The following is a 19,525-nucleotide window of genomic DNA, read 5'->3' on the forward strand; positions in this document are numbered from 1 at the left end:
GTTCGCGTCCTCCCCTCTCTTAAGGAAAAGATTCCTTTAAGAATTTGGGTTATTGGACGCTTTCATTCGCTGTTCTGTAGTAGTTGCATTTTTGCTTTTTCTTACTGCTGAAGATAGAGGAATTAGCGCAAAAAAAATGCGCGTTTACGCAAGCTATTTAAGCAGAATAGAAGATAATAGTGAAAAAGCTAGTTATTATCAAGCACAGTGCTATATGTACATAATTTATTATTTAAACAGGAAGCTAGTAACGAGGATATCTAACTACGGAAGTTGTATACTTTCTCAAACAATTCTATTGCTGGGCATACTGATACTTCCAGCTAGTGCGAGTCAAATTTGGGAAGGGACAGGACGGATCGTAAGTGGAATTGGAGAGGGCGGTTCAGTTGAGCTACAGTTAGAATTTGATGGAGAGATTGTCAAATCGCTTTCCGGCCCCCCATTAGATGGGATAATAAACAGAGAACCTAGCTTGAATGGGGTTATTAAAACCAAGACTGCCACCTGGCAGATTGAGCGATGTGGTGAAGACCTATGTGTAAATTTGCAGCAATACAATCCCCAACAAACAGTCTTCTATCGCCTCCAGCCTAAGAAGTAATGGAAAGAAGATTAAGAGCTATTAACACTTGGCAAATGACAGGGATTGGTTTGGGTGTTGCCTGGAGTTTCCTTTTCAATGCAGTATTTAGCAAATTACCTATAGTTGAAAAACTAGAGCTTCGGATTCAAGATAGTCTGACACTGCTCCACAAACCCAGGGTTTTGCCCAGCGAAATCCTCTTAGTTACAATCGATCGACCAATCCATAAACCCGAACACAAGTTCTATGCCAATCTAGCCAAGCGGCTCATGGATGAAGAAGCTAAAGTTGTAGTTTTGAACCTACCTAATTCCTTGAGGCGACCTCTGGATAGTACTTTAGAAAATTCCTTCAAGGATCTGATAAAAAAATACACCCATCAAATTGTATTAGTCACTTATACTAAAAGACTTTCTCAATCAGTTCCTTCAGCATTATCTATTTATTATCATCTGCTACCATTTGACGACAAGAAGATTAAACCATTAATTTCTCCAGAGCAAGTGCATGGATTTTTCGAGTACGAAACTGCTCTTCAAAGTTTAACCAGTCCATCTCGTCAAGCAAACTTAGCAGGATACTTTGTTTATGTAGAAAACATTCAAGAAACTCAAGAATTAAAATCAGTTGCGGTACTGGCTTTAGAAAAATATTCTTCACCTTTAGGTAACAAAGCATTCACTCAGATTATCCAAAGCAAGCAAACACCTTTAACTCAGACCGCTGTTGGGATAAACTTCTATGGGCCTGCTGGAACATTTCCTAGCTTGAATGTTTCATCTTTTTGTAATTCAGCTTCTGCACCATTGACTCAATGTAGCGCTCCTACGACTCCAGAAGCTCAGAAGGTTCGCAACAAACTGGTGCTGATTGATTTGCCTAGAGAAGATTTAGTCTCATTTGGGGTTTCCTCTCCTTTTGGCGATCGCATGACAGTTGCAGAGGTGCAAGCCAATTTGATCGGCAATTTGATGACTAATTCATTTCTGAAAACCACTCCCGAATGGTATGACTATACGATTACTACCTTGGGTGCAGTTTTTTTTAGTTTAATACTGACTTGCGGGATATTCAAAAACGGATCTCAACCTACTATCCTTTTGAAGAGTTGGCTTTCTCTAGGGTTTGTTGGAGGTTATGTTATTTTCAGTGTCTTATCTTCTTGGCAAGGGTTGATTATACCTTTAGCAATACCAATCTTAACCTGGATTGGAACGGGTGTATCTGTAGCGATCTGTTTGCTGTTTTGGCAGAAACAACAGCAGCTGATTCAGCAGCGACGACAACTAGCCGAGCGACAAGCAGTCCTCTCTCAGACACGGAAGTTACTCCATCGAGTAGCAGCGGACATTCATGACGGCCCTTTACAAGAACTCAAACTAGTCATGGATGGTGTTGAGCTTCTAGCTATCAAACATCCAGCGATAAATCCCAATCCCTTATTAGATAGGCTAGAAGCAGTTGGGCGTAATCTTCGCGATCAACTCCGCAATACTCGCACAATGGCGGAGAAATTAGAGGTTACACCAGAATTGCAAACAGGTTTAGACAAAGGAATTCAACAGCAGCTACAACAACTTGTAGCCTCAGGAGAATTAACACTCAAAATTGATGCTCACCTGCAACCTCTTTTAGAGCCAGAATTAGACAGTACCTGGATAGATGCTCGTGAAGATATTTTTCGCTTCTTTAAAGAGGCGATCGCTAACGTCATTCGTCATGCTCAACCTCCAAACGGTACTGCAACCCAAGTTACAGTTAGTTTATTTCAGGAAGGAACTTTATGTACGCTAATCATTAAAAACGATCTACCTGAGCCTAAGCCTGTTATTTTGAAAAGCACCAGCATCAGAGTACACAGTGGTGGTTACGGCACAAAAGTAATGACTACTATTGCTGCGGAACTACCAGATGGTTATTGGGAGCGAGTTCGTTTAACCGATGGCGGAATCCAGGTAAAACTCACTTGGACTTTAAAGACTACTGAGGACAAAACTCAAAACTCAAGTATTTGTTCAAGAAACAATTAATTTGCGTCCAATAGCTGCCATGCAAACAGCAACGCGAGGGTTTATATTCTGCCCATCAAGATGCTCGATATCAAGCTTTACCTTGAGACGCTGCACATAGTTCTGAGCCGTTTTATGGGATACATGCATCCGCTCGGCGATCGCTTGATCTGTTAGCGCATGATTGCATAACAAGTCTAGAATTTCCAGATCCTGCTGAGTGAATTGCATTTCTCTCATCAGTTCCCGATGGACTTTGAGTTGTCCATCTAGGGCGCTGCGAACGCCCTCCAAAAAGGCGCTCCGTCTTTCCATCTTGTTCACAACAGCAAAACCCCCTTGGTGTTTACCAATCTGCGGTGCTAGTTGCCTTAAAAAATTAGGTTCGCTGGTATAAACAAGGATATTTACTGTGGGGTAACGCTCAAAAATTTGTCTTAACAGTGCTAAACCTGGCTTTGCTGACTGCTCGCCTCCTACAGTACCAAACTGCAAGTCCACTACTACCAAATCCGGTAGCTTAAGCTCTAGCTGCTCAATTCCCTCCTCAGGTGTATCCACGCTAATGCAAGAACACTGAGCTTCTATCATCCGTAAAAACTCGCAGTTATTCTGACCGACTTCGGGATGATCTTCAATAACAAGAAAAAGGGGTAGCTTGCAGTCTATATTTTTATCTTTAATCATTAGGTAAATTCCGGCTTCAAAACCAATCGTCCAAGTAGTTTACTACCCAGTATTAAACTTGGCGGCCGGAAAAGGTCGGAAAAAAGTCGGATCTTCTTAGTAGATTTACGTAGATTTTAAGAAAAAATAAAGATTCGGTGGGAATATCGTAGTTAACTTATGCTTTGGGGACTTAGAAGAAGGCGAAAATTTGCGTCCTAAGTGTCTCCAAGAAGACTTACTTTTGCTCGATAAAGCAGTTTGTCGGCTTGAAGATACCCAGTGTAGCGCACCTTGACTATTTCACCTGGTTGTGCAGTTCCCTGCATCAATTGGTGCAACTGGGGATCGTAAGGTATTTCGGCTCCCACGGGTGCGATCGCTTCCACTCCCCATGCTTGTAAAAGCTTTTCTAGGGGTTTCTGCACCAACGGTACTATTTTGACTGCTGCTAGTTGTGGATTCTCCTGCGCTTTCTGTGCTGCTGTGGGCCATTGCAATAATAAAGACTCCAGCAGTTGCAAACTCGACTGCTGGAGTTCTTGTACCAATACCTCTCGCTGTTGTTCTAATTGAAGTTGCGATCGCTGGTACTCTTTTCTTAATTCTGCAATTTCTTCAATTAATTTCTCAGCAGGCGCTGCTTTGTGTTGTAACAACTCTACGGTTGAAAAAGTTGCGATTAATTCATTCAATGGCATCTCTAGCACTGGCGACAGCTTGAGCAGCACATCTACTCGCATCTGCTCTAGCTTTCCTTGCCGTAACCGCAAAAGTTGACGTTCTGAGACGCCAGCAGTGCGACTCAGCGCTTTAAAACTAGAAATACCCACCTGTTGCATTAAATCTTGCAACTTTTGGGTTAAATCAATATTAGTCATTAGTCATTAGTCATTAGTCATTAGTCATTGGGAAGAGGGCATTGGGCATGAGGCATTGGCGATTAAGTTTTTCCCTATTCCCTATGCCCTATGCCCCATTTCTATTCTTCCAGTAAACTTCTCAACATCCAAGCTGTCTTTTCGTGTACTTGCATCCGCTGAGTCAATAAATCGGCAGTAGGTTCGTCGTTAACTTCCTCTACGACAGGAAAAATAGATCGTGCAGTTCTGACTACCGCTTCTTGTCCTTCCACTAATAAACGAATCATCTCCACAGCTTTAGGGACTCCGGGAGTTTCTGGAATCGAACTTAGTTTGGCATATTCGCTGTAGGTTCCTGGTGCGGGATAGCCAAGTGCTCTAATTCTCTCGGCAATTAAATCAACTGCTAAAGCTAATTCTGTATACTGGGTTTCAAACATCAAATGCAATGTTTGGAACATCGGCCCCGTTACATTCCAATGGAAGTTATGAGTTTTTAGATACAGTGTATAAGTGTCAGCCAACAGGCGAGATAAACCCTCGGCAATTTTAGCCCTACTCGCCTCGTCAATGCCGATATTTACATTTTTGACTGTTACTTTCGATGACATAATTTTCTCCTAATTAGGTTATATGTAATGGTGATTAGGAATTAGGCATGGGGCAGAAGAGGCAGAGGTGCAGAGTGCAGGGTGCAGAGGAGAGGAATTTTCTCCCTGCTCCCTGCTCCCTGCTCCCTGCTCTCCACTCTCTATTCCCTACTCCCATTCTCTATGCCAAGTGCATCTTTAAAACACTGCGGGGTGCTTTACGGACTCTGGCTAAAACGGTTTCCTTGCCTAAACGCTGGCAAGCTTCATACCGATGGCAACCAGAAAAGCCATAATATTGTCCATCTACTTCTAGGACATCAATAGGTTCTTGCTGCCCGATCTCCGCAATCGATTCCATTAAAGTTTGCACTTTTTTTGGATCGTTTACACGGGGCAACGGCCGTTTTATCTGATTTAATGGAATTTCTTGGACTCTAACCATAAAGAGTTTATCCAACTAGTTCTGTTTTGTGCCTCTTAATAAATCATAGTCATTATGACTTCGTTTTGCAACCACCTTGAGCAAAACTGGTAATGGTATCATTGGAGCACTCATGCGACAAAAAAACCGCGCTACAAAGCAATTGGAAAATCAGCTCCAACGCCGCATTAAGGGGCAGACGCTCGATTACTCGTTACTGCAACTCTTAGAGACGCTCTTGCTAGCTTGCTTCCCCGTAGGGGTACGTCATCAGGTAGGTATGAAATTTTCGTTTTGGCGTTTTTCCCACACTGTGCTGACAACATTTTGTCTATTGGGACTAACTGCTGCATCAGCCCCTGAGAGCAACATCCAGGGTATGGAACTGAAAATTGGGATTGTGCAGCGATTTGGCGAGCAACCCACAGCCAAGCTGCAATTGGAACCCATAAAAGGCGATCGCTTAAAGCTAAAATTTAAAGCGGGCAACAAGCAGCAAACCCTGGTTACCAAGAACCCTGTAAAGCTGGAAACAGTCATGCAAGCTTTACCCCAGTCAGCAGTCCAAGAAGTGGTAGTTTTGGGCACATACCGCACCTTTGAAACTGCGGAAGACGCCGCTAATAAATGGCGTTCTCAGGGAATAGAAGTAGAAATAGCCCAGCCAGAACGGTGGCAGGTTTGGGCTAAACGAGATGTTTACAGCACTCCTTTACTGCGACGCTTGCTATTACAGAACATCCAAGCTTCTACCAAAGAAAAAGTATATCTTAATACTAAAATTTGGAAACAAGTGCCGCGAGTCAGTTGGGTGGTGGATGGTAAGCGCTATAGCCCGGATGATTTAGAAATTAGCACTGATAAAAACTTGATTCGGGTGAATAAAAGCGAAAAACCAGAAAATGCTCGCCTTTACGCTGGGCGACTGACTTTGCAGCCAAATGCTTACCGCACATACACTCTAGTTAATCAAGTACCTTTAGAAACTTATTTGCGTGGGGTTGTGCCTTATGAAATAGGCACAGATGCACCAACAGCGGCGCTGGAAGCCCAGGCAATTCTCGCCCGGACTTATGCCTTGAGAAATTTACGTAGGTTTGCCGCAGATAACTATCAGCTGTGTGCTGATACTCACTGCCAAGTTTATTATGGACTGAATGGAGCGGCTGCCAAAACAGACCAAGCGATCGCTTCCACCAGGGGTAAGGTAGTAACTTATAAAAACGAACTAGTAGATGCCCTGTATTCTTCCACCACGGGTGGCGTTACCGCCTCCTTCAGCGATGTCTGGAATGGCGACGATCGTCCCTATCTACGTCCTGTACTCGATGCTCCGACTAATTTTTGGAACTTGTCTAAGCAGAGTTTAGCAGATGAAAATAACTTCCAAAAATTTATTAATACGCAACAAGGATTTAATGAAAGCAAGTGGGATATGTTTCGTTGGCACAAGGAAACCTCTTTAAAGGATATTACTAAGGACTTGCAGAAATTTTTGCAGGTGAAAAACAGTCCTTATGCCAAATTTAAGACAATTCAGGCTATGGCAGTAGTGAAGCGAAGCGAGAGTGGACGCATCCTTGAACTCGCGGTTAAAACTGATAACAGCACCTTTGTTCTCCACAAAGATGAAGTTCGTAGTGCCTTTGCTGCTCCTAGAAGTACACTATTCTACATAGAACCCCTGAACAAAGGCAAACCCGAACTGTGGGGATACGCTTTTATTGGGGGTGGATTAGGACATGGAGTCGGCTTGAGTCAAACTGGCGCTCAAAATTTAGCTAAATTAGGTTGGTCAAGTCCAAAAATTCTCCAATTCTACTATCCTGGTACTCAAATTCAAATTCTCAGCAAAGAGACTAAACTTTAAGCTAATCGGGAAACTCCATACTTAAAAAATCAAGCAGGAACACAAGCTTTACTGTGTTCCTGCTCAACAGGGAATTAGGCTTTTTATCAAAGTCGCTTTCAGAGGTACACACGGCATTGAAAGGGCGTTCGCCCTAGATAGATGCCATGCTTGTATTTTGTCAACATCATTAACTCTTGCAAGAGGTTTCTTGCTGAGGTGTCCAACTCTTAGTAGAGTTCTTCTTCTTTGTGAGTTTCGATTGTCACGTCAGAGGTTGGGTAAGCGACACAGGTCAGTACATATCCAGCTTCTATTTGATCGTCATCTAAGAATGACTGGTCACCCTGATCGACGGTACCCTTTACAAGTTTACCTGCACAGGTCGAGCAAGCACCAGCGCGGCAAGAGTAGGGCAGGTCAAGACCAGCTTCTTCAGCGGCGTCTAAAATATAGGTATCGTCATCAACATCAAGTGTTTGGTTCAGCCCTTCGGCTTCGTTGATTAGTGTGACTTTAAAACTTGGCATTGAGTAATCCTCTCTTTTACAAACGGCATTATAAGTTATCTTTAGGCAAAGCTAACGGCTGTTCTGTGGGATTAGCCGCTGGTTGAAATTTGCTTCAATTCTGATACTACGAGAAAAATTAAACGATGTAACTGGAAATTGAACCCGATTAGTAATGAAATTTAGTTGCTTAATCCTGATAAGTTTTATTTATATTATTTCCGGCACTCGCCAGGCTGTGATTAGTAAAACCTATCTTAGGAATGAAAAACTATGAATAGGATTAATGCCACCTATATTTTGTAGAACTTACGCAGAAGAGATCGCCAACTTATCTTAAAAAGCAGAGCTGTTTTATTCCTTGTAAATTAGTAGGGGCGCAAGGCCTTGCGCCCCTACTTTTAGGAAAAGCAACAGCCCTACCCTTGAAAACAGAGTTTTAAAGCTTGCTCAAAGGGATCTAGATTTCAGATTTTCATTGCGTAAATCTTGATTTCAAGACCCTTCCAATTGGTTTTTTCTGCCTATTCTCCTTCTGCTGTGGGTTGATACTGCGCGTCGTCAGCTTTCAGGATAGGGGTACGAAAAAGACTACATCGAACTGCATACGTACTTCTGCCTAGCTTCAAATAAAGCCTCATCCGTCCTTGAGGGGGTGGGACGAATGTTGTAGAGTCTAGACTGGTGAAGTCATTGGATTCTCTCTTCATGGAGAATCTCAGCATTAAAAGCGTGGCAGGATCGAGAACAGAACTAGTGAGGATCATGTATAATTCAGAAGCAGCTTTGGAAAAAGCAAGAGTGCGTGTAGGTTTGGTGGGTACTGGGTATGCGGCAAAGTTTCGGACAGAGGCATTTCTCCATAATGAGCAAATGCGATCGCAATTAATCGCAGTTGTTGGTCATACCGCAGAAAAAACAGAAAACTTTGCCAAAGAGTACCAGATTGAAGCGTTGAGTTCTTGGCAAGAGCTAGTAGAGCGTGAAGATATAGACTTAGTGCTAATCTCCACTATTAATCGAGATCATGGTGCGATCGCTCGTGCAGCCCTTACCAACGGCAAACACGTAATTGTAGAGTATCCCCTTTCGTTAGATGTAGTCGAAGCTGAGGAACTGATTGCCTTAGCCAAAGCACAACAAAAACTCTTACACGTTGAACACCTGGAACTTTTGGGTGGTTTGCATCAAGCCTTGAAGAAAAACTTAGCCAAAATTGGTGAAGTGTTTTATGTTCGCTACAGCACCATCAATCCCCAAAATCCTGCACCCCGCAAATGGACTTATAACCACGAGTTGTTCGGTTTTCCCTTAATTGGTGCCCTATCTCGCCTACATCGTCTCACAGATTTATTTGGTAAAGTATTTACTGTTAACTGTCACCAGCGATATTGGGAATTAGAACCGGAATACTACCAAACCTGTTTTTGCACTAGCGAACTGTGCTTTAACAGTGGACTTTTAGCCCAAGTAGTCTACGGTAAAGGTGAAAGTATTTGGCAATCAGAACGCAAGTTTGAAGTTCACGGGGAAAAAGGTGGTTTAATTTTTGATGGCGATACCGGAATTTTCATCCAGTCAGAGGAAACAACACCTATAGAAGTTGGCCCTCGCCGGGGTTTGTTCGCTAAAGACACTAGTATGGTGTTAGACCATCTTTTTGATGGCACTCCTTTGTACGTTACCCCAGAGGAGAGCTTGTATACCCTAAAGGTTGCTGATGCTGCACAAAGAGCTGCAAAGACAGGGTTAACTATGTTTATGAAAGATATTTAGATAAACGTTAAATGAAAACCGAACTAATTGTTATTTTATCCCAACGAGAATTAGACAAAATGCGTCAAGCTGGACGTTTAGCAGCTAAACTTCTCCAGCATTTGGAACCGTTCGTGAAGCCAGGAGTTAGCACTCTGGAACTAAATGATGAAGCCGAACGTTGGACGCAAGCTCATGGAGCAAAAAGCGCACCCCTTGGCTATAAAGGTTATCCTAAATCGATTTGCACCAGTGTAAATGAGGTAATTTGTCACGGCATTCCCAACGCCAAGCAAATTCTTAAGGAAGGTGACATTATTAATATTGATGTAACGCCGATTGTTGAGGGTTATCACGGCGATACATCGAAGACATTTTTTGTTGGTACACCTTCTCCAAAAACGAGAAAGCTGGTAGAGGTGACAGAAGAGTGTTTGCGCTTGGGTATTGCTGAAGTTAAACCTGGGGCACGCATTGGCGATATTGGTGCAGCCATTCAAGAGTATGCTGAAGGACAAGGCTTTTCTGTAGTGCGAGATTTCGTTGGACATGGCATCAGTAATATTTTCCATACTGCGCCGGATGTTCCCCACTATGGCACGCGCGGTAAGGGCAAGCGCCTCAGACCAGGGATGGTTTTTACTATTGAGCCAATGATTAACGAAGGCACTTACGAAGTCGAGGTTCTGGGCGATAAATGGACTGCGGTAACGCGCGATCGCAAACTTTCTGCTCAATGTGAGCATACCTTAGCTGTAACTGAAGATGGCGTTGAAATCCTCACTCTACCTGAAGGCGAGAATTACTGGGCTGTATGACAGCAGACTATGAAAAAATTTCTTTCATTTTTATGCTAGTTTTAAGAATTTTTAGTAAGCACGAAGAGTGCTTAGAAAATAAGGACTAAAGTCCTTACTACGAACTTGCTTACCCAGTAGTTAGAATAATTAAGAGCAGCAATACCTGCTCTTGTTCTGAACTGGAGGTTGTCACTAGCAATTGGCAGAATGACTATGCCCGGAAAGTGGAAGACTACGAAGCTCTAAGGATTGGGGAGTATTGGATTGCAGATTATCTAGGGCTAGGAGGCAAGCGCTACATTGGCTTATCCAAAGAACCTGCGATCGCAATTTATCAGTTAGTCGATGGAACTTATCAAGGACAACAATTTAGGGGAACAGAACGCCTCATCTCCCAAACATTTCCAGACCTGAATTTGACCGCAGAACAGATATTTGTCGCGGGTCGCTAGAGTTAGAGATTGGGGAATACGTGACGCTCTCTGGGGAGAAATATTTAAACTGCTTAATAATTCGTCAGTGGGGGCTATGTTGGAAAAGCGCAAAAATCATATAACATGACTCTTGGCACTATTTTTGATGTCAACATCATCAATAAATCCAGTGCTTCTCAAATATTCAAAGTTAATAGCAAAGACCTGCTCCAATGGGTGTGGTTATGTTATCTCTTGGCACTCGTTATTTTCCATATTATTTTCTCGGCGTTGCTGAATGAAAGTGTGACACTCCATGTTTAAAACTGTTTTCTTTGCGCTTTTGGAGGAACCAAATTCATACGTTTAATTAGCAACGTCGTTTTTTGATGGAGAAGTGATGAGGTAATTTTTTACCCTCTAAGTTAAGGAGAAACTTATCAATGGCAGTTTATACTATTAACGGTACGAATGGCCCTGACAGTTTGATTGACTACAATCGCTATCCTGGCGATGGTTACTTTAGTCTAATTACCATCAAAGGATTTGGCGGTGACGACATTATCACTGGGCAAGATATTTTTACTTCCTATATTATCTATGGGGGTGCTGGCAACGATTTCATCGTTGGCAGTGCTTACAGAGATGTCATCATAGGCGATGATGATTACTCTGGCGGCGTTAGTGATAACGATTACCTCGTTGGGGGTGCGGGGGACGGCGACGATGCCCTCTATGGCGTTGGTGGCAACGATACTCTCGATGGGGGTGCTGGCCCTGATAAACTCGTTGGGGATGTTGGCACTGATAGCCTCATTGGGGGTGCTGGCAACGATGTTTTCCTGTTTCTTTCAGTTTCAGATAGTAAACCTGGTTTGTCACGAGATATTATCAAAGACTTTGTTGGAAACGGTAACTTACCCGGTGACATAATCGATATATCTAACATAGATGCTAACACCACCAAAAAAGGCGACCAAGCTTTCACTTACATTGGAACTCGCGCATTCACCGCAGCAGGTCAGATCCGTTATTCTGGAGGTATTCTCCAAGGTAACACTGATATTAATCTAGCGGCTAATTTCGAGATTCAGCTTGCAGGATCACCACTACTAGTGGCAAGCGATATTATCGTTTAACGAACTTTGGGGGTTTAAGTCCCCTGTCTCTACAGGCAGCGTTAGAAATACTAACTGTAGGTTGGGTTTCGCTCCGCTTAACCCAACCTACAAAAAATTAAATTTCGACCCTTTTTTAGGGTGACGTGTACTAAGTTCCTATATTGAATTCGGGCAGTCGTAGATTGAATTTGGACAGTCGTTGATTAAATTTGGGCAGTCGTTGATTGAATTTGGGTAGTCATTGATTGAATTCGGGCAATCGTTGATTGAATTCGGGCAACCCCCAAGAATTTACATAAAGCCATTTAATATATTTGTAATCCTAATCAACATTTATTGCATGATAAAGTCAAACATATATGGAGGTAAGATTATGACCCAAGCGTTGCCAAAATTACTAACCTTCAATGAATTTATCGAATGGTATCCCAACGATGGAAAACGCTATGAATTGCACAAAGGAGTAATTATTGAAATGCCGCCTCCAACCGGTTCGCATGAAAAAGTTGTAGGATTTATAGCCCGTAAGCTAACTGTCGAGTTTGATCGCCTGAATCTTCCCTACACTATACCCAAAACTGCATTGATCCAAACTCCTTCTGCCGAATCGGCTTATTCGCCTGATGTGTTGCTGCTAAATCTTGATAATCTCGACAATGAACCGCTTTTTCAAAAACAGTCAACAGTAAGCCAAGCAGCATCGGTTCCAATAGTCATCGAAGTTGTTTCAACTAACTGGCGAGATGATTATTACAATAAATTTAGGGATTATGCTCGCGTAGCGTCTCGAAGAGAAGAAATGGGCATTCCCGAATATTGGATTGCTGATTATGCTGCATTGGGTGCAAGAAAGTTCATCGGCAATCCCAAACAACCCACTATTTTTGTATGCGAATTAGTTGATGATGAATATCAAATGATAGCGTTTCAAGGTAACACTGTAATTTCATCACCTACCTTTCCCCAATTAAATTTAACTGCACAGCAGATTTTTAATGCAGCTAACTAATTTTTTATCTAGTCTTATAACTATCTTCCCAACTTATTAGGAATACCTTCACAACCACCAGGAATAGTACCTCTAGTTTTTTCACCACCCCAAGTGCAACAGTAGTTACGTGTAGAGTCAGACATGCGTTGCACATTGCTGAAATCGGCATTTTCTACCACAGCACCGGTTTGTTCGCCGGTTTCATAATCTGGTGGTTCAGTGCGACTGCGGGGTGATGCTTTATCTACTACGCCATAGAATAGGCGAATCCCGTTGATGTCAGCACCGTTGAGATTAGCACCGTATAAAATTGTGCGCGAGAGGTTGGCTTTTACTAAATCACAATCGGCCAGGTTAGCGCGGACAAGATTAGCTTCGCTGAGGTCAGTCCAACGTAAATCAGTACCAGAAAGGTCTGCTGCGGCTAGCATTACGCCTAAATCGATGACGCGCACACCTTCGAGGCGGTCTTCTGCATATCCGCCAGTTCCATCGAGAATGGCTCGACCTAATAGCCGATCGCGTTTTAGGGGTGAGAGCAACTTAGAACGCGAGAGAAAGCGGAGAATTTTCGCTTTACCACTGCCATCGACACTACTTAAAATTGCCGCAGTCCGTCCTTCAGCGATCGCTCTTTCTTGGGGCCAATCTTCTAGTAATCCTTCTTCATCTAATACCAAGTCGGAAACGCCTTGGAAATAAGAATCAATTGTCTGTTGCTGGGTAATAATATTTTGCTGAACTGTTAGCAGGTTTTGCTGAATTGTCAAGTCTTTGGAAATCACATATTGTCGCCATGCTACGTAAACGGCGATGATGGCGATAAGAATTTGCCCCAAAGCACCAAACCATTCTGCGAGGCTACCAGCAGTTTCCCAGTTAATCTGGCGTCCTAAAAGCAGCAAGCGATCGCCTAAACCTGTGAACCTGATCGTGCCGATGATAGCTACTATTAGTCCCAAAAAAGCAACAAATAGGGTGCGTTCTTGGGGGGAAAACCACTCGTCTAAAACTTCTTGCAACCAAGGCAATAATATCGCAAGCGATAACAACAAAGCCATCAGCGTGCCAATAATGCCAACGATCCAGTTATTCAGGATAATTCCAATGAAGGTGATGGCGATCGCGATTAGAATAATCAGCAATGCCCTCGGCTTAACTGTAAATTGTTTGGTAATGGGTTGTTTGAAGTCAGAACGGGCTTCTTTGAGGGCAGTTGTATGTTGCGGAGATTGCAAAGATGCGATCGCTGCTAGTGCTTGTTGTGTCGCTAGTACTTCTGAGCTTAGGTTATTCTCAGTTGCACTCCCGTCAAAGTCATCTGGCTGCAAGCCATTTTCGGGGGCTGATTCTGGGGTTGGTAGATTAGAGGAATTGGATTCAATCGTCATGTTTTCTATTTTGCCCCCTCAATCCAGGTTATGCAGCGTTCCTACCGCAGTAATTTCTTAAAAAGCAGGCTGAAGATTATCCTGCTCGTCCTTTTGGCAACTACAACTATTGCCCTGACGGTCATTGTTAGACCTGTTGCTCACCTCACTTTAACAGCCTGGAGCGATCGCGATGACCGTCAACCTCTGCCTCCCGGCACGGTTGATGATGCCAGTCACTTGAACCAGACACAGGTGACAATTAAGCAGGTTAAGAGTCAGCCTGGAGTTACTGAGGTAATACTACAGTCTGTACTTAGAGATGCCTTGCGTCAAGGTAAGAAGGTAGCGATCGCGGGTTCGCGCCACACTATGGGTGGTCAAACTCTGTATGCTAACGGCATCTCTCTGGATATGCTCCACTTCAACCGGATGCAATTCAACCCGGCAACTAAAATCCTAACGGTGCAATCAGGAGCTAAATGGTCTGAAATTATTCCCTACCTAAATGAACGTGGCTATTCTGTCGCCGTAATGCAGTCCAACAACGATTTTTCTGTTGGTGGCACAATGAGTGCCAATGCTCATGGCTGGCAACATAATAGTCCCCCCTTTGCTAGCACGGTCGAAAGTTTCCGATTAATGCTGGCAAGTGGCAAGGTTGTGGAGTGTTCCAGACAGGAAAACCCAGAGTTATTTTCTCTAGTTTTAGGCGGTTACGGGCTATTCGGCATCGTTCTTGACGTGGACTTGAGAGTAGTACCCAATGAGACGTATATAGCTGAACGGTTCGTAATTAAGAGCGAGAACTATATTGATACCTATCGCCAACGGGTAGATGGTGTAGCCACTATTGGTATGGCATACGGTAGACTTTCTGTCGCACCGGAAAGCTTTTTACAAGAAGCCATTCTCACCACCTACCACCGAGTTCCAGAAACAACTCACCCTATTGTCTCTTTAGAAAAACAAGCATCTGGATTACCTCGGACGGTTTTTCGTGGCAGCATTGGCAGTGACTATGGCAAAAGCTTGCGCTGGCAGCTAGAAAAAATCGTTGGGGGAGAAGCCGGAAACCGGGTTTTGAGAAACCAAATTCTCAACCGTCCCTCCACCTTATTTGAGAATCGTCACCAGGCAGAGACTGACATCCTGCATGAGTACTTTATTCCCCCTAAATCTCTGGAAGCTTTTTTAGAGAAGTGTCGCACGATTATTCCCCAGAACGAAGGGGATTTGCTCAATGTCACGGTGCGAAATGTTCGCCAGGATAACGACAGTTTTCTTAGATATGCCGATCGCGAAGTTTTTGGATTGGTGATGCTGTTTCACCAGCAACGCACCCCAGAAGCGGAGGCAAAGATGCAGGTAATGACCCAGAAACTGATTGATGCAGCCCTAGCAGTCGGAGGTAGGTACTATCTCCCCTATCGTCTTCATGCCACACCTGAACAATTTCATAGAGCCTATCCACAAGCTGTTAAATTTTTCGCCCTCAAGCGCAAGTATGACCCTAACGGGATTTTCCAGAATTATTTTTACCTGAAATACGGCAGTTAAACGGAGTATTTATACATGTTGTGGGGTGGGCGTCTCGCCCGCCCTGATTAATAAGCGTGCAAGATGTCCACCCCACAAAATTGGTAATTTGTTGCAAGTCCCAGCCCTTTGCACTCAATTAAGGTGCAAGAGCATTACCGCGAATTAGGCTACCAATGGTTTTGGCAGTAATTTTCAGTTGGGTGATGGGATTAGCTGGGACAACCGTCTTATACAAATAGCTATCGAATGTTAGCCGTTGTACATCGAGGTCATCACACATTTCCACAAAGGCTTCGCGGGTAGCGTCGGAACGATAAAACACCGTTTGCAGAATGTCCAACACCTTATAAGTGAGGCCGTATCTTTTATCCCAACGCTTCAGGTAAACCTTGAGGTCGCCTTCTGTAGGAATACGGCTACCACTGTTAGATGTTTCTACAATGGTTTCGGCACACATCCGCCCAGATTTAGCGGCAAAATAAATACCTTCACCAGAAGACTTGGTAACGTAACCAGCAGCATCTCCCACCAAAGCGATGCGACCGACAACACGACGGGGACGGGGATGTTCAGGAATGGGGTGGGCTTCGACTTTGATGATTTTACCGCCTGCCAGTTTTTCGGAAGCACGGGCGCGGATGCCAGCTTGTAACTGTTTGATGCTGGCTTTATTGATGTGCATTGTGCCAGTACCGACAGCTACGTGGTCATATTTGGGGAAAACCCAAGCGTAGAAATCGGTAGAAACGTCATCACCGACATACATTTCGGCGAGATCGTTATAGTAGGCCATTTTGTCTTCGGGTAAGCGAATTCGCTCTTGGAAAGCGATCGCATAATTGTAATCCCCAGCGTCCATTTCCTTAGCAACGCGGGAATTAGCCCCATCCGCCCCAATAATCAGATCCACTTTCAGAGTTTTGGCAATACCCTGTGATATCCCATCTGTATGGTCAATGTAATGAATGGTATAGGGATCAGTATTGTTTCCTGGTATATCAAGTTTATGAACAGTGGCATTAATTAAATTTGCGCCTACTTTTGCCGCGCGATCGCGCAAAAAGCCATCCAGGACTTCCCGGCGGCACATTCCTATATATTCATCTTCATTTATCAGATTGATATCAACCTCGCGATTGGAAGGCGAAATCATTTTCATCTTCCGTACTCGGCGATCGATAATCTCTGGCGGTAAGTCAAATTCACTCACCATACATAGGGGAATTGCGCCCCCACAAGGCTTTGCATTGTCTAACTTCCGCTCAAACAGGTAGGTTTCAATCCCAGAGGCTGCCAGTGTTTCAGCGGCAGATGAACCAGCAGGGCCTGACCCAATAACAGCAACCCGTAGTGTCAAAGGTCTTTCTCCCAATCTTCACATTTACCGAGAGCATACTACCACGGTCTTTCTGGTGATTTGGCGGTTTACCTTCAGGTTTCTGCACAAATGCAATATTCCTTAATGTTTCGATACGAATGGGGATTGGAGATTGGGTATTGCGGATTGGGAAAAATGAAGAATATTGCCTACCCAGTCACCACTCCCCAATATGCAGATTTCCTTATTCGATTCTTTTACTAGACAACTTAGTACTGCTGCAATTACTGGATATCAAAAGCACATTTCTCCACACAAAGGTTTTGCTTGTGCCCACAGAATACTATATGGCGGCGAATCTTGCTCGCAATACATCAAGCGAGTAGTTGCCAAGGAAGGGTTAAAAGCAGCTTTTGTTAATTCCCGTGAAAGATTTCAAGCTTGCAAGCAAGCTAACCAAATTTTGCGAGTGCAAATCGAAAACTCAAAAGAATTTCCAGAGGAAGAAGCAGATACGCAGCAACGACAACAAGCATCTGGTAAAGTTGCTCAAAAATCCTCATTTATTAGCAGCGACAATACTAACTGTTTTGATTGTGCCGATTTGGGCTGCAATTGTGCCGAAATGGTTAGCATGACTCCTGATTGTGGTTCCCTAGATTGTGGTGCTGCTGATTGCAGTTTTCTAGATTGCAGTGCTGCTGATTGTAGCTTCCTCGATTGCGGCAGTTGCGGTAGCTAAATCTTGTTCATCTATAAATAACTATGTATGGTATATGTAGGACACAGTAATCCTAGCAAGTAACTGTAGATTTAGTTGCAGAGGTATAGCAGCAGTGGGCATAGTAGTTGAGAATGTCTCCAAACAATTCGGGAGTTTCAAGGCAGTCGATGAGGTCAGCCTGGAAATTAAAAGTGGTTCGCTAGTCGCGTTGCTTGGGCCATCTGGATCGGGTAAATCTACGCTACTACGGTTAATTTCAGGTTTAGAAATGCCAGATAGCGGCAAAATCCTGCTTACCGGTAAGGACGCTACATACCAAAGCGTGCAACAGCGGAATATTGGGTTTGTGTTTCAGCACTATGCTTTATTCAAGCATCTGACCGTCAGGCAGAATATTGCCTTTGGCTTAGAAATTCGGAAGGCACAACCAAAGAGGATTAAGGGGCGGGTAGAGCAGTTATTAGAATTGGTGCAATTGACTGGACTAGGCGATCGCTATCCATCACAACTTTCTGGTGGTCAAAGACAACGGGTAGCATTAGCAAGGGCCCTGGCAGTAGAACCTGAAGTATTACTGCTAGATGAACCCTTCGGCGCACTCGATGCTAAAGTTCGCAAAGACTTACGGGCATGGTTACGTCGTCTCCATGATGAGGTTCATGTTACCACGGTTTTCGTTACCCACGACCAAGAAGAAGCAATGGAAGTCTCCGATGAAATTGTGGTGATGAATAAAGGCCGTGTGGAACAGGTGGGGACACCAGCAGAAATTTACGATAATCCCGCCACGGCATTTGTAATGAGCTTCATCGGCCCGGTGAATGTGTTACCCAGCACCTCGAGGATTTTTCAAAGTAGCGGGTTTGATACGCCACACCCACAAGTATTTTTGCGTCCGCAAGATGTGATTTTAGAAAAGGTTGCTAACGGTACGACTACGGCTGCAACGGTGACCCGGTTGGTACATTTGGGTTGGGAAATCCAGGTGGAATTAACTTTTGATGACGGGCAAGTAGTGATGGCGCATTTAACACGCGATCGCTTTAATGACTTAGAGTTAGAACCGAAACAGCGAGTGTATGTGAAGCCAAAGGATGCGAAGTCCTTCCCATTATCTTATTCAGTTTAGGGACTCCCAAATAAAAAATATACAACTATTTATTGTGGGGTGGGCGTCTCGCCCGCCCATAGTCAAAGGCGGGCAAGATGCCCACCCCACAAGATTGGATAATTTATTTCTTGGAAGTCCCTTAGTTGGCAGTATTGCACGAAATTCTAAACCATTTACATACTTTCTAAATATTTTGGCTTTATAGTCATTCACCTCAGTTATTTCAAAACTGAGGTGAATTTGATATCCGGATAAACTGTTTGTGGATATTCTCCGCGAACACGTATTTTTTTGCCCAAGTTTGAAACAGCGCTGTTGAAATATTTGGAAGAATTGGAAAAAGCTAGTATTCCTTTAGCAAGTCCAATGAGGTTTAAATTTTCCACAAAAATTGCGCCAATAATGCATCTTATGCAAAATGTCAGTTCCAGGCGTTTCTCACAACCCTGATTTGCTCGCAAATTTACTGTGTTGGGTGTTGAATATTAGATGTGGCTCAAAAGCCCAAATTTCGTATAGTTGTATAAATATATGTCAATGCGTAAGTTCTAATTACAGAACTTACGCATTGACATAAAACTATTTAAGGGATTCAAAACCCATTTTCCACTGTAGGTGTTCTAGTATGAAGTCATGAGCCACCTGAAGAGACAAATTTCTATGGAGTTCATAACAGTTTTTAATTAACTCTTCAGTTCGCATTAACTTTAATTGAGTAAACGCGCGACTAACGCTAAAAAAGTGAGTATGAACAGCCTCATTTGTTCTTACCATAAATTGCTCAATCCTACATACCTCCTTACTTCCAAAACCGAGGAAATTCAATTGTGTCGAGTTGAAGGTCAGGTTGAAACGCAACAAACCAACTAACCTTTAATTAAAAA

The 19,525-nt window shown here is 43.5% G+C and carries 17 protein-coding genes and 2 pseudogenes; 11 read left to right on the forward strand and 8 right to left on the reverse strand.

The window, feature by feature from the left end; translation table 11 throughout:
- The first annotated feature begins 298 nt into the window (after nucleotides 1–298).
- Together V7L01_RS07085 and V7L01_RS07090 are read left to right on the forward strand one after the other, a co-directional pair.
- Nucleotides 299–604: a hypothetical protein gene (locus V7L01_RS07085; RefSeq protein ID WP_335033218.1), complete on the forward strand. Its 306-nt coding sequence runs from the start codon at nucleotides 299–301 to the stop codon at nucleotides 602–604.
- Nucleotides 604–2,616 carry a sensor histidine kinase gene (locus V7L01_RS07090; protein WP_335033220.1) on the forward strand — a complete coding sequence of 671 codons (2,013 nt, stop codon included), beginning with the start codon at nucleotides 604–606 and terminating at the stop codon, nucleotides 2,614–2,616. Before V7L01_RS07085 ends, V7L01_RS07090 begins: the two co-directional genes overlap by 1 nt.
- Here the strand turns inward: V7L01_RS07090 and V7L01_RS07095 are convergent.
- The 4 genes from V7L01_RS07095 to V7L01_RS07110 all read right to left on the reverse strand — a co-directional run bounded on the left by V7L01_RS07095 (nucleotide 2,602) and on the right by V7L01_RS07110 (nucleotide 5,159).
- A complete protein-coding gene (locus tag V7L01_RS07095) occupies nucleotides 2,602–3,282 on the reverse strand; it encodes a response regulator (RefSeq protein ID WP_335033225.1) in 681 nt (226 codons plus the stop codon). The two genes, V7L01_RS07090 and V7L01_RS07095, sit on opposite strands and share 15 nt — an antisense overlap.
- A 197-nt stretch (nucleotides 3,283–3,479) precedes the next feature.
- Nucleotides 3,480–4,142 (reverse strand): nucleotide exchange factor GrpE, encoded by a 663-nt coding sequence (grpE, locus tag V7L01_RS07100; protein ID WP_335033227.1) that lies wholly within the window; start codon nucleotides 4,140–4,142, stop codon nucleotides 3,480–3,482.
- Nucleotides 4,143–4,243: 101 nt separating this feature from the next.
- On the reverse strand, nucleotides 4,244–4,735 hold the full coding sequence (locus V7L01_RS07105) for a Dps family protein (protein ID WP_322646736.1): 492 nt from the start codon (nucleotides 4,733–4,735) through the stop codon (nucleotides 4,244–4,246).
- Between the two features lie 160 nt (nucleotides 4,736–4,895).
- Nucleotides 4,896–5,159, reverse strand: coding sequence for a sulfiredoxin (locus V7L01_RS07110; protein WP_335033229.1), 264 nt, complete (start codon nucleotides 5,157–5,159; stop codon nucleotides 4,896–4,898).
- Nucleotides 5,160–5,271: 112 nt separating this feature from the next.
- Here V7L01_RS07110 and V7L01_RS07115 point away from each other — a divergent pair, with 112 nt between their 5' ends.
- Nucleotides 5,272–7,008: a SpoIID/LytB domain-containing protein gene (locus tag V7L01_RS07115; protein WP_442936950.1), complete on the forward strand. Its 1,737-nt coding sequence runs from the start codon at nucleotides 5,272–5,274 to the stop codon at nucleotides 7,006–7,008.
- Nucleotides 7,009–7,217: 209 nt separating this feature from the next.
- Here V7L01_RS07115 and V7L01_RS07120 read toward each other — a convergent pair whose 3' ends face one another.
- The gene (locus V7L01_RS07120; RefSeq protein WP_335033231.1) at nucleotides 7,218–7,517 is read right to left on the reverse strand and encodes a ferredoxin; all 300 of its coding nucleotides are present in this window, start codon (nucleotides 7,515–7,517) and stop codon (nucleotides 7,218–7,220) included.
- 744 nt (nucleotides 7,518–8,261) lie between these two features.
- Between V7L01_RS07120 and V7L01_RS07125 the strand changes: the two genes are divergently transcribed.
- From V7L01_RS07125 to V7L01_RS07145, 5 genes and pseudogenes are all read left to right on the forward strand, one after another.
- The gene (locus tag V7L01_RS07125; RefSeq protein ID WP_335033233.1) at nucleotides 8,262–9,272 is read left to right on the forward strand and encodes a Gfo/Idh/MocA family protein; all 1,011 of its coding nucleotides are present in this window, start codon (nucleotides 8,262–8,264) and stop codon (nucleotides 9,270–9,272) included.
- 11 nt (nucleotides 9,273–9,283) lie between these two features.
- Nucleotides 9,284–10,069 (forward strand): type I methionyl aminopeptidase, encoded by a 786-nt coding sequence (map, locus tag V7L01_RS07130; RefSeq protein WP_335033235.1) that lies wholly within the window; start codon nucleotides 9,284–9,286, stop codon nucleotides 10,067–10,069.
- A 161-nt stretch (nucleotides 10,070–10,230) separates the two neighbouring features.
- Nucleotides 10,231–10,503: pseudogene (locus V7L01_RS07135) on the forward strand (Uma2 family endonuclease); the annotation flags it as partial.
- Between the two features lie 404 nt (nucleotides 10,504–10,907).
- Nucleotides 10,908–11,603, forward strand: coding sequence for a calcium-binding protein (locus V7L01_RS07140; protein WP_335033237.1), 696 nt, complete (start codon nucleotides 10,908–10,910; stop codon nucleotides 11,601–11,603).
- Between the two features lie 355 nt (nucleotides 11,604–11,958).
- The gene (locus V7L01_RS07145; RefSeq protein WP_335033239.1) at nucleotides 11,959–12,594 is read left to right on the forward strand and encodes a Uma2 family endonuclease; all 636 of its coding nucleotides are present in this window, start codon (nucleotides 11,959–11,961) and stop codon (nucleotides 12,592–12,594) included.
- A gap of 20 nt (nucleotides 12,595–12,614) precedes the next feature.
- Here V7L01_RS07145 and V7L01_RS07150 read toward each other — a convergent pair whose 3' ends face one another.
- Nucleotides 12,615–13,967, reverse strand: a complete 1,353-nt coding sequence (locus V7L01_RS07150; protein WP_335033241.1) for a pentapeptide repeat-containing protein — start codon at nucleotides 13,965–13,967, stop codon at nucleotides 12,615–12,617.
- Nucleotides 13,968–13,997: 30 nt separating this feature from the next.
- Here V7L01_RS07150 and V7L01_RS07155 point away from each other — a divergent pair, with 30 nt between their 5' ends.
- A complete protein-coding gene (locus V7L01_RS07155; RefSeq protein ID WP_335033243.1) occupies nucleotides 13,998–15,506 on the forward strand; it encodes an FAD-binding oxidoreductase in 1,509 nt (502 codons plus the stop codon).
- Nucleotides 15,507–15,624: 118 nt separating this feature from the next.
- Here the strand turns inward: V7L01_RS07155 and chlP are convergent, their stop codons facing one another.
- A complete protein-coding gene (chlP, locus tag V7L01_RS07160; protein WP_335033244.1) occupies nucleotides 15,625–16,845 on the reverse strand; it encodes a geranylgeranyl reductase in 1,221 nt (406 codons plus the stop codon).
- Between the two features lie 193 nt (nucleotides 16,846–17,038).
- On the opposite strand from chlP, the gene yidD reads away from it, so the two are divergent.
- Both yidD and V7L01_RS07170 read left to right on the forward strand, forming a co-directional pair.
- Entirely contained in the window at nucleotides 17,039–17,548 is a 510-nt protein-coding gene (gene yidD, locus V7L01_RS07165) for a membrane protein insertion efficiency factor YidD (protein ID WP_335033246.1), read from the forward strand.
- A 94-nt stretch (nucleotides 17,549–17,642) separates the two neighbouring features.
- Complete coding sequence (locus V7L01_RS07170) at nucleotides 17,643–18,659, forward strand: sulfate/molybdate ABC transporter ATP-binding protein (protein WP_335033248.1); 1,017 nt, start codon at nucleotides 17,643–17,645, stop codon at nucleotides 18,657–18,659.
- Between the two features lie 561 nt (nucleotides 18,660–19,220).
- Here the strand turns inward: V7L01_RS07170 and V7L01_RS35390 are convergent.
- Nucleotides 19,221–19,442: pseudogene (locus V7L01_RS35390) on the reverse strand (IS701 family transposase); the annotation flags it as partial.
- Nucleotides 19,443–19,525: the final 83 nt, after the last annotated feature.

The sequence above is a fragment of the Nostoc sp. genome (assembly GCF_036917095.1).
GTDB lineage: Bacteria > Cyanobacteriota > Cyanobacteriia > Cyanobacteriales > Nostocaceae > Nostoc.

What these genes read in the sequence shown, in the direction of transcription:
- V7L01_RS07105 (WP_322646736.1), bottom strand. Translation starts at nt 4,735, where the DNA reads ATGTCATCGAAAGTAACAGTCAAAAATGTAAATATCGGCATTGACGAG.
- V7L01_RS07145 (WP_335033239.1), top strand. Translation starts at nt 11,959, where the DNA reads ATGACCCAAGCGTTGCCAAAATTACTAACCTTCAATGAATTTATCGAA.
- V7L01_RS07150 (WP_335033241.1), bottom strand. Translation starts at nt 13,967, where the DNA reads ATGACGATTGAATCCAATTCCTCTAATCTACCAACCCCAGAATCAGCC.
- V7L01_RS07095 (WP_335033225.1), bottom strand. Translation starts at nt 3,282, where the DNA reads ATGATTAAAGATAAAAATATAGACTGCAAGCTACCCCTTTTTCTTGTT.
- V7L01_RS07125 (WP_335033233.1), top strand. Translation starts at nt 8,262, where the DNA reads ATGTATAATTCAGAAGCAGCTTTGGAAAAAGCAAGAGTGCGTGTAGGT.
- V7L01_RS07155 (WP_335033243.1), top strand. Translation starts at nt 13,998, where the DNA reads ATGCAGCGTTCCTACCGCAGTAATTTCTTAAAAAGCAGGCTGAAGATT.
- V7L01_RS07120 (WP_335033231.1), bottom strand. Translation starts at nt 7,517, where the DNA reads ATGCCAAGTTTTAAAGTCACACTAATCAACGAAGCCGAAGGGCTGAAC.
- grpE (WP_335033227.1), bottom strand. Translation starts at nt 4,142, where the DNA reads ATGACTAATATTGATTTAACCCAAAAGTTGCAAGATTTAATGCAACAG.
- V7L01_RS07090 (WP_335033220.1), top strand. Translation starts at nt 604, where the DNA reads ATGGAAAGAAGATTAAGAGCTATTAACACTTGGCAAATGACAGGGATT.
- V7L01_RS07115 (WP_442936950.1), top strand. Translation starts at nt 5,272, where the DNA reads ATGCGACAAAAAAACCGCGCTACAAAGCAATTGGAAAATCAGCTCCAA.
- yidD (WP_335033246.1), top strand. Translation starts at nt 17,039, where the DNA reads ATGCAGATTTCCTTATTCGATTCTTTTACTAGACAACTTAGTACTGCT.
- V7L01_RS07110 (WP_335033229.1), bottom strand. Translation starts at nt 5,159, where the DNA reads ATGGTTAGAGTCCAAGAAATTCCATTAAATCAGATAAAACGGCCGTTG.
- V7L01_RS07140 (WP_335033237.1), top strand. Translation starts at nt 10,908, where the DNA reads ATGGCAGTTTATACTATTAACGGTACGAATGGCCCTGACAGTTTGATT.
- map (WP_335033235.1), top strand. Translation starts at nt 9,284, where the DNA reads ATGAAAACCGAACTAATTGTTATTTTATCCCAACGAGAATTAGACAAA.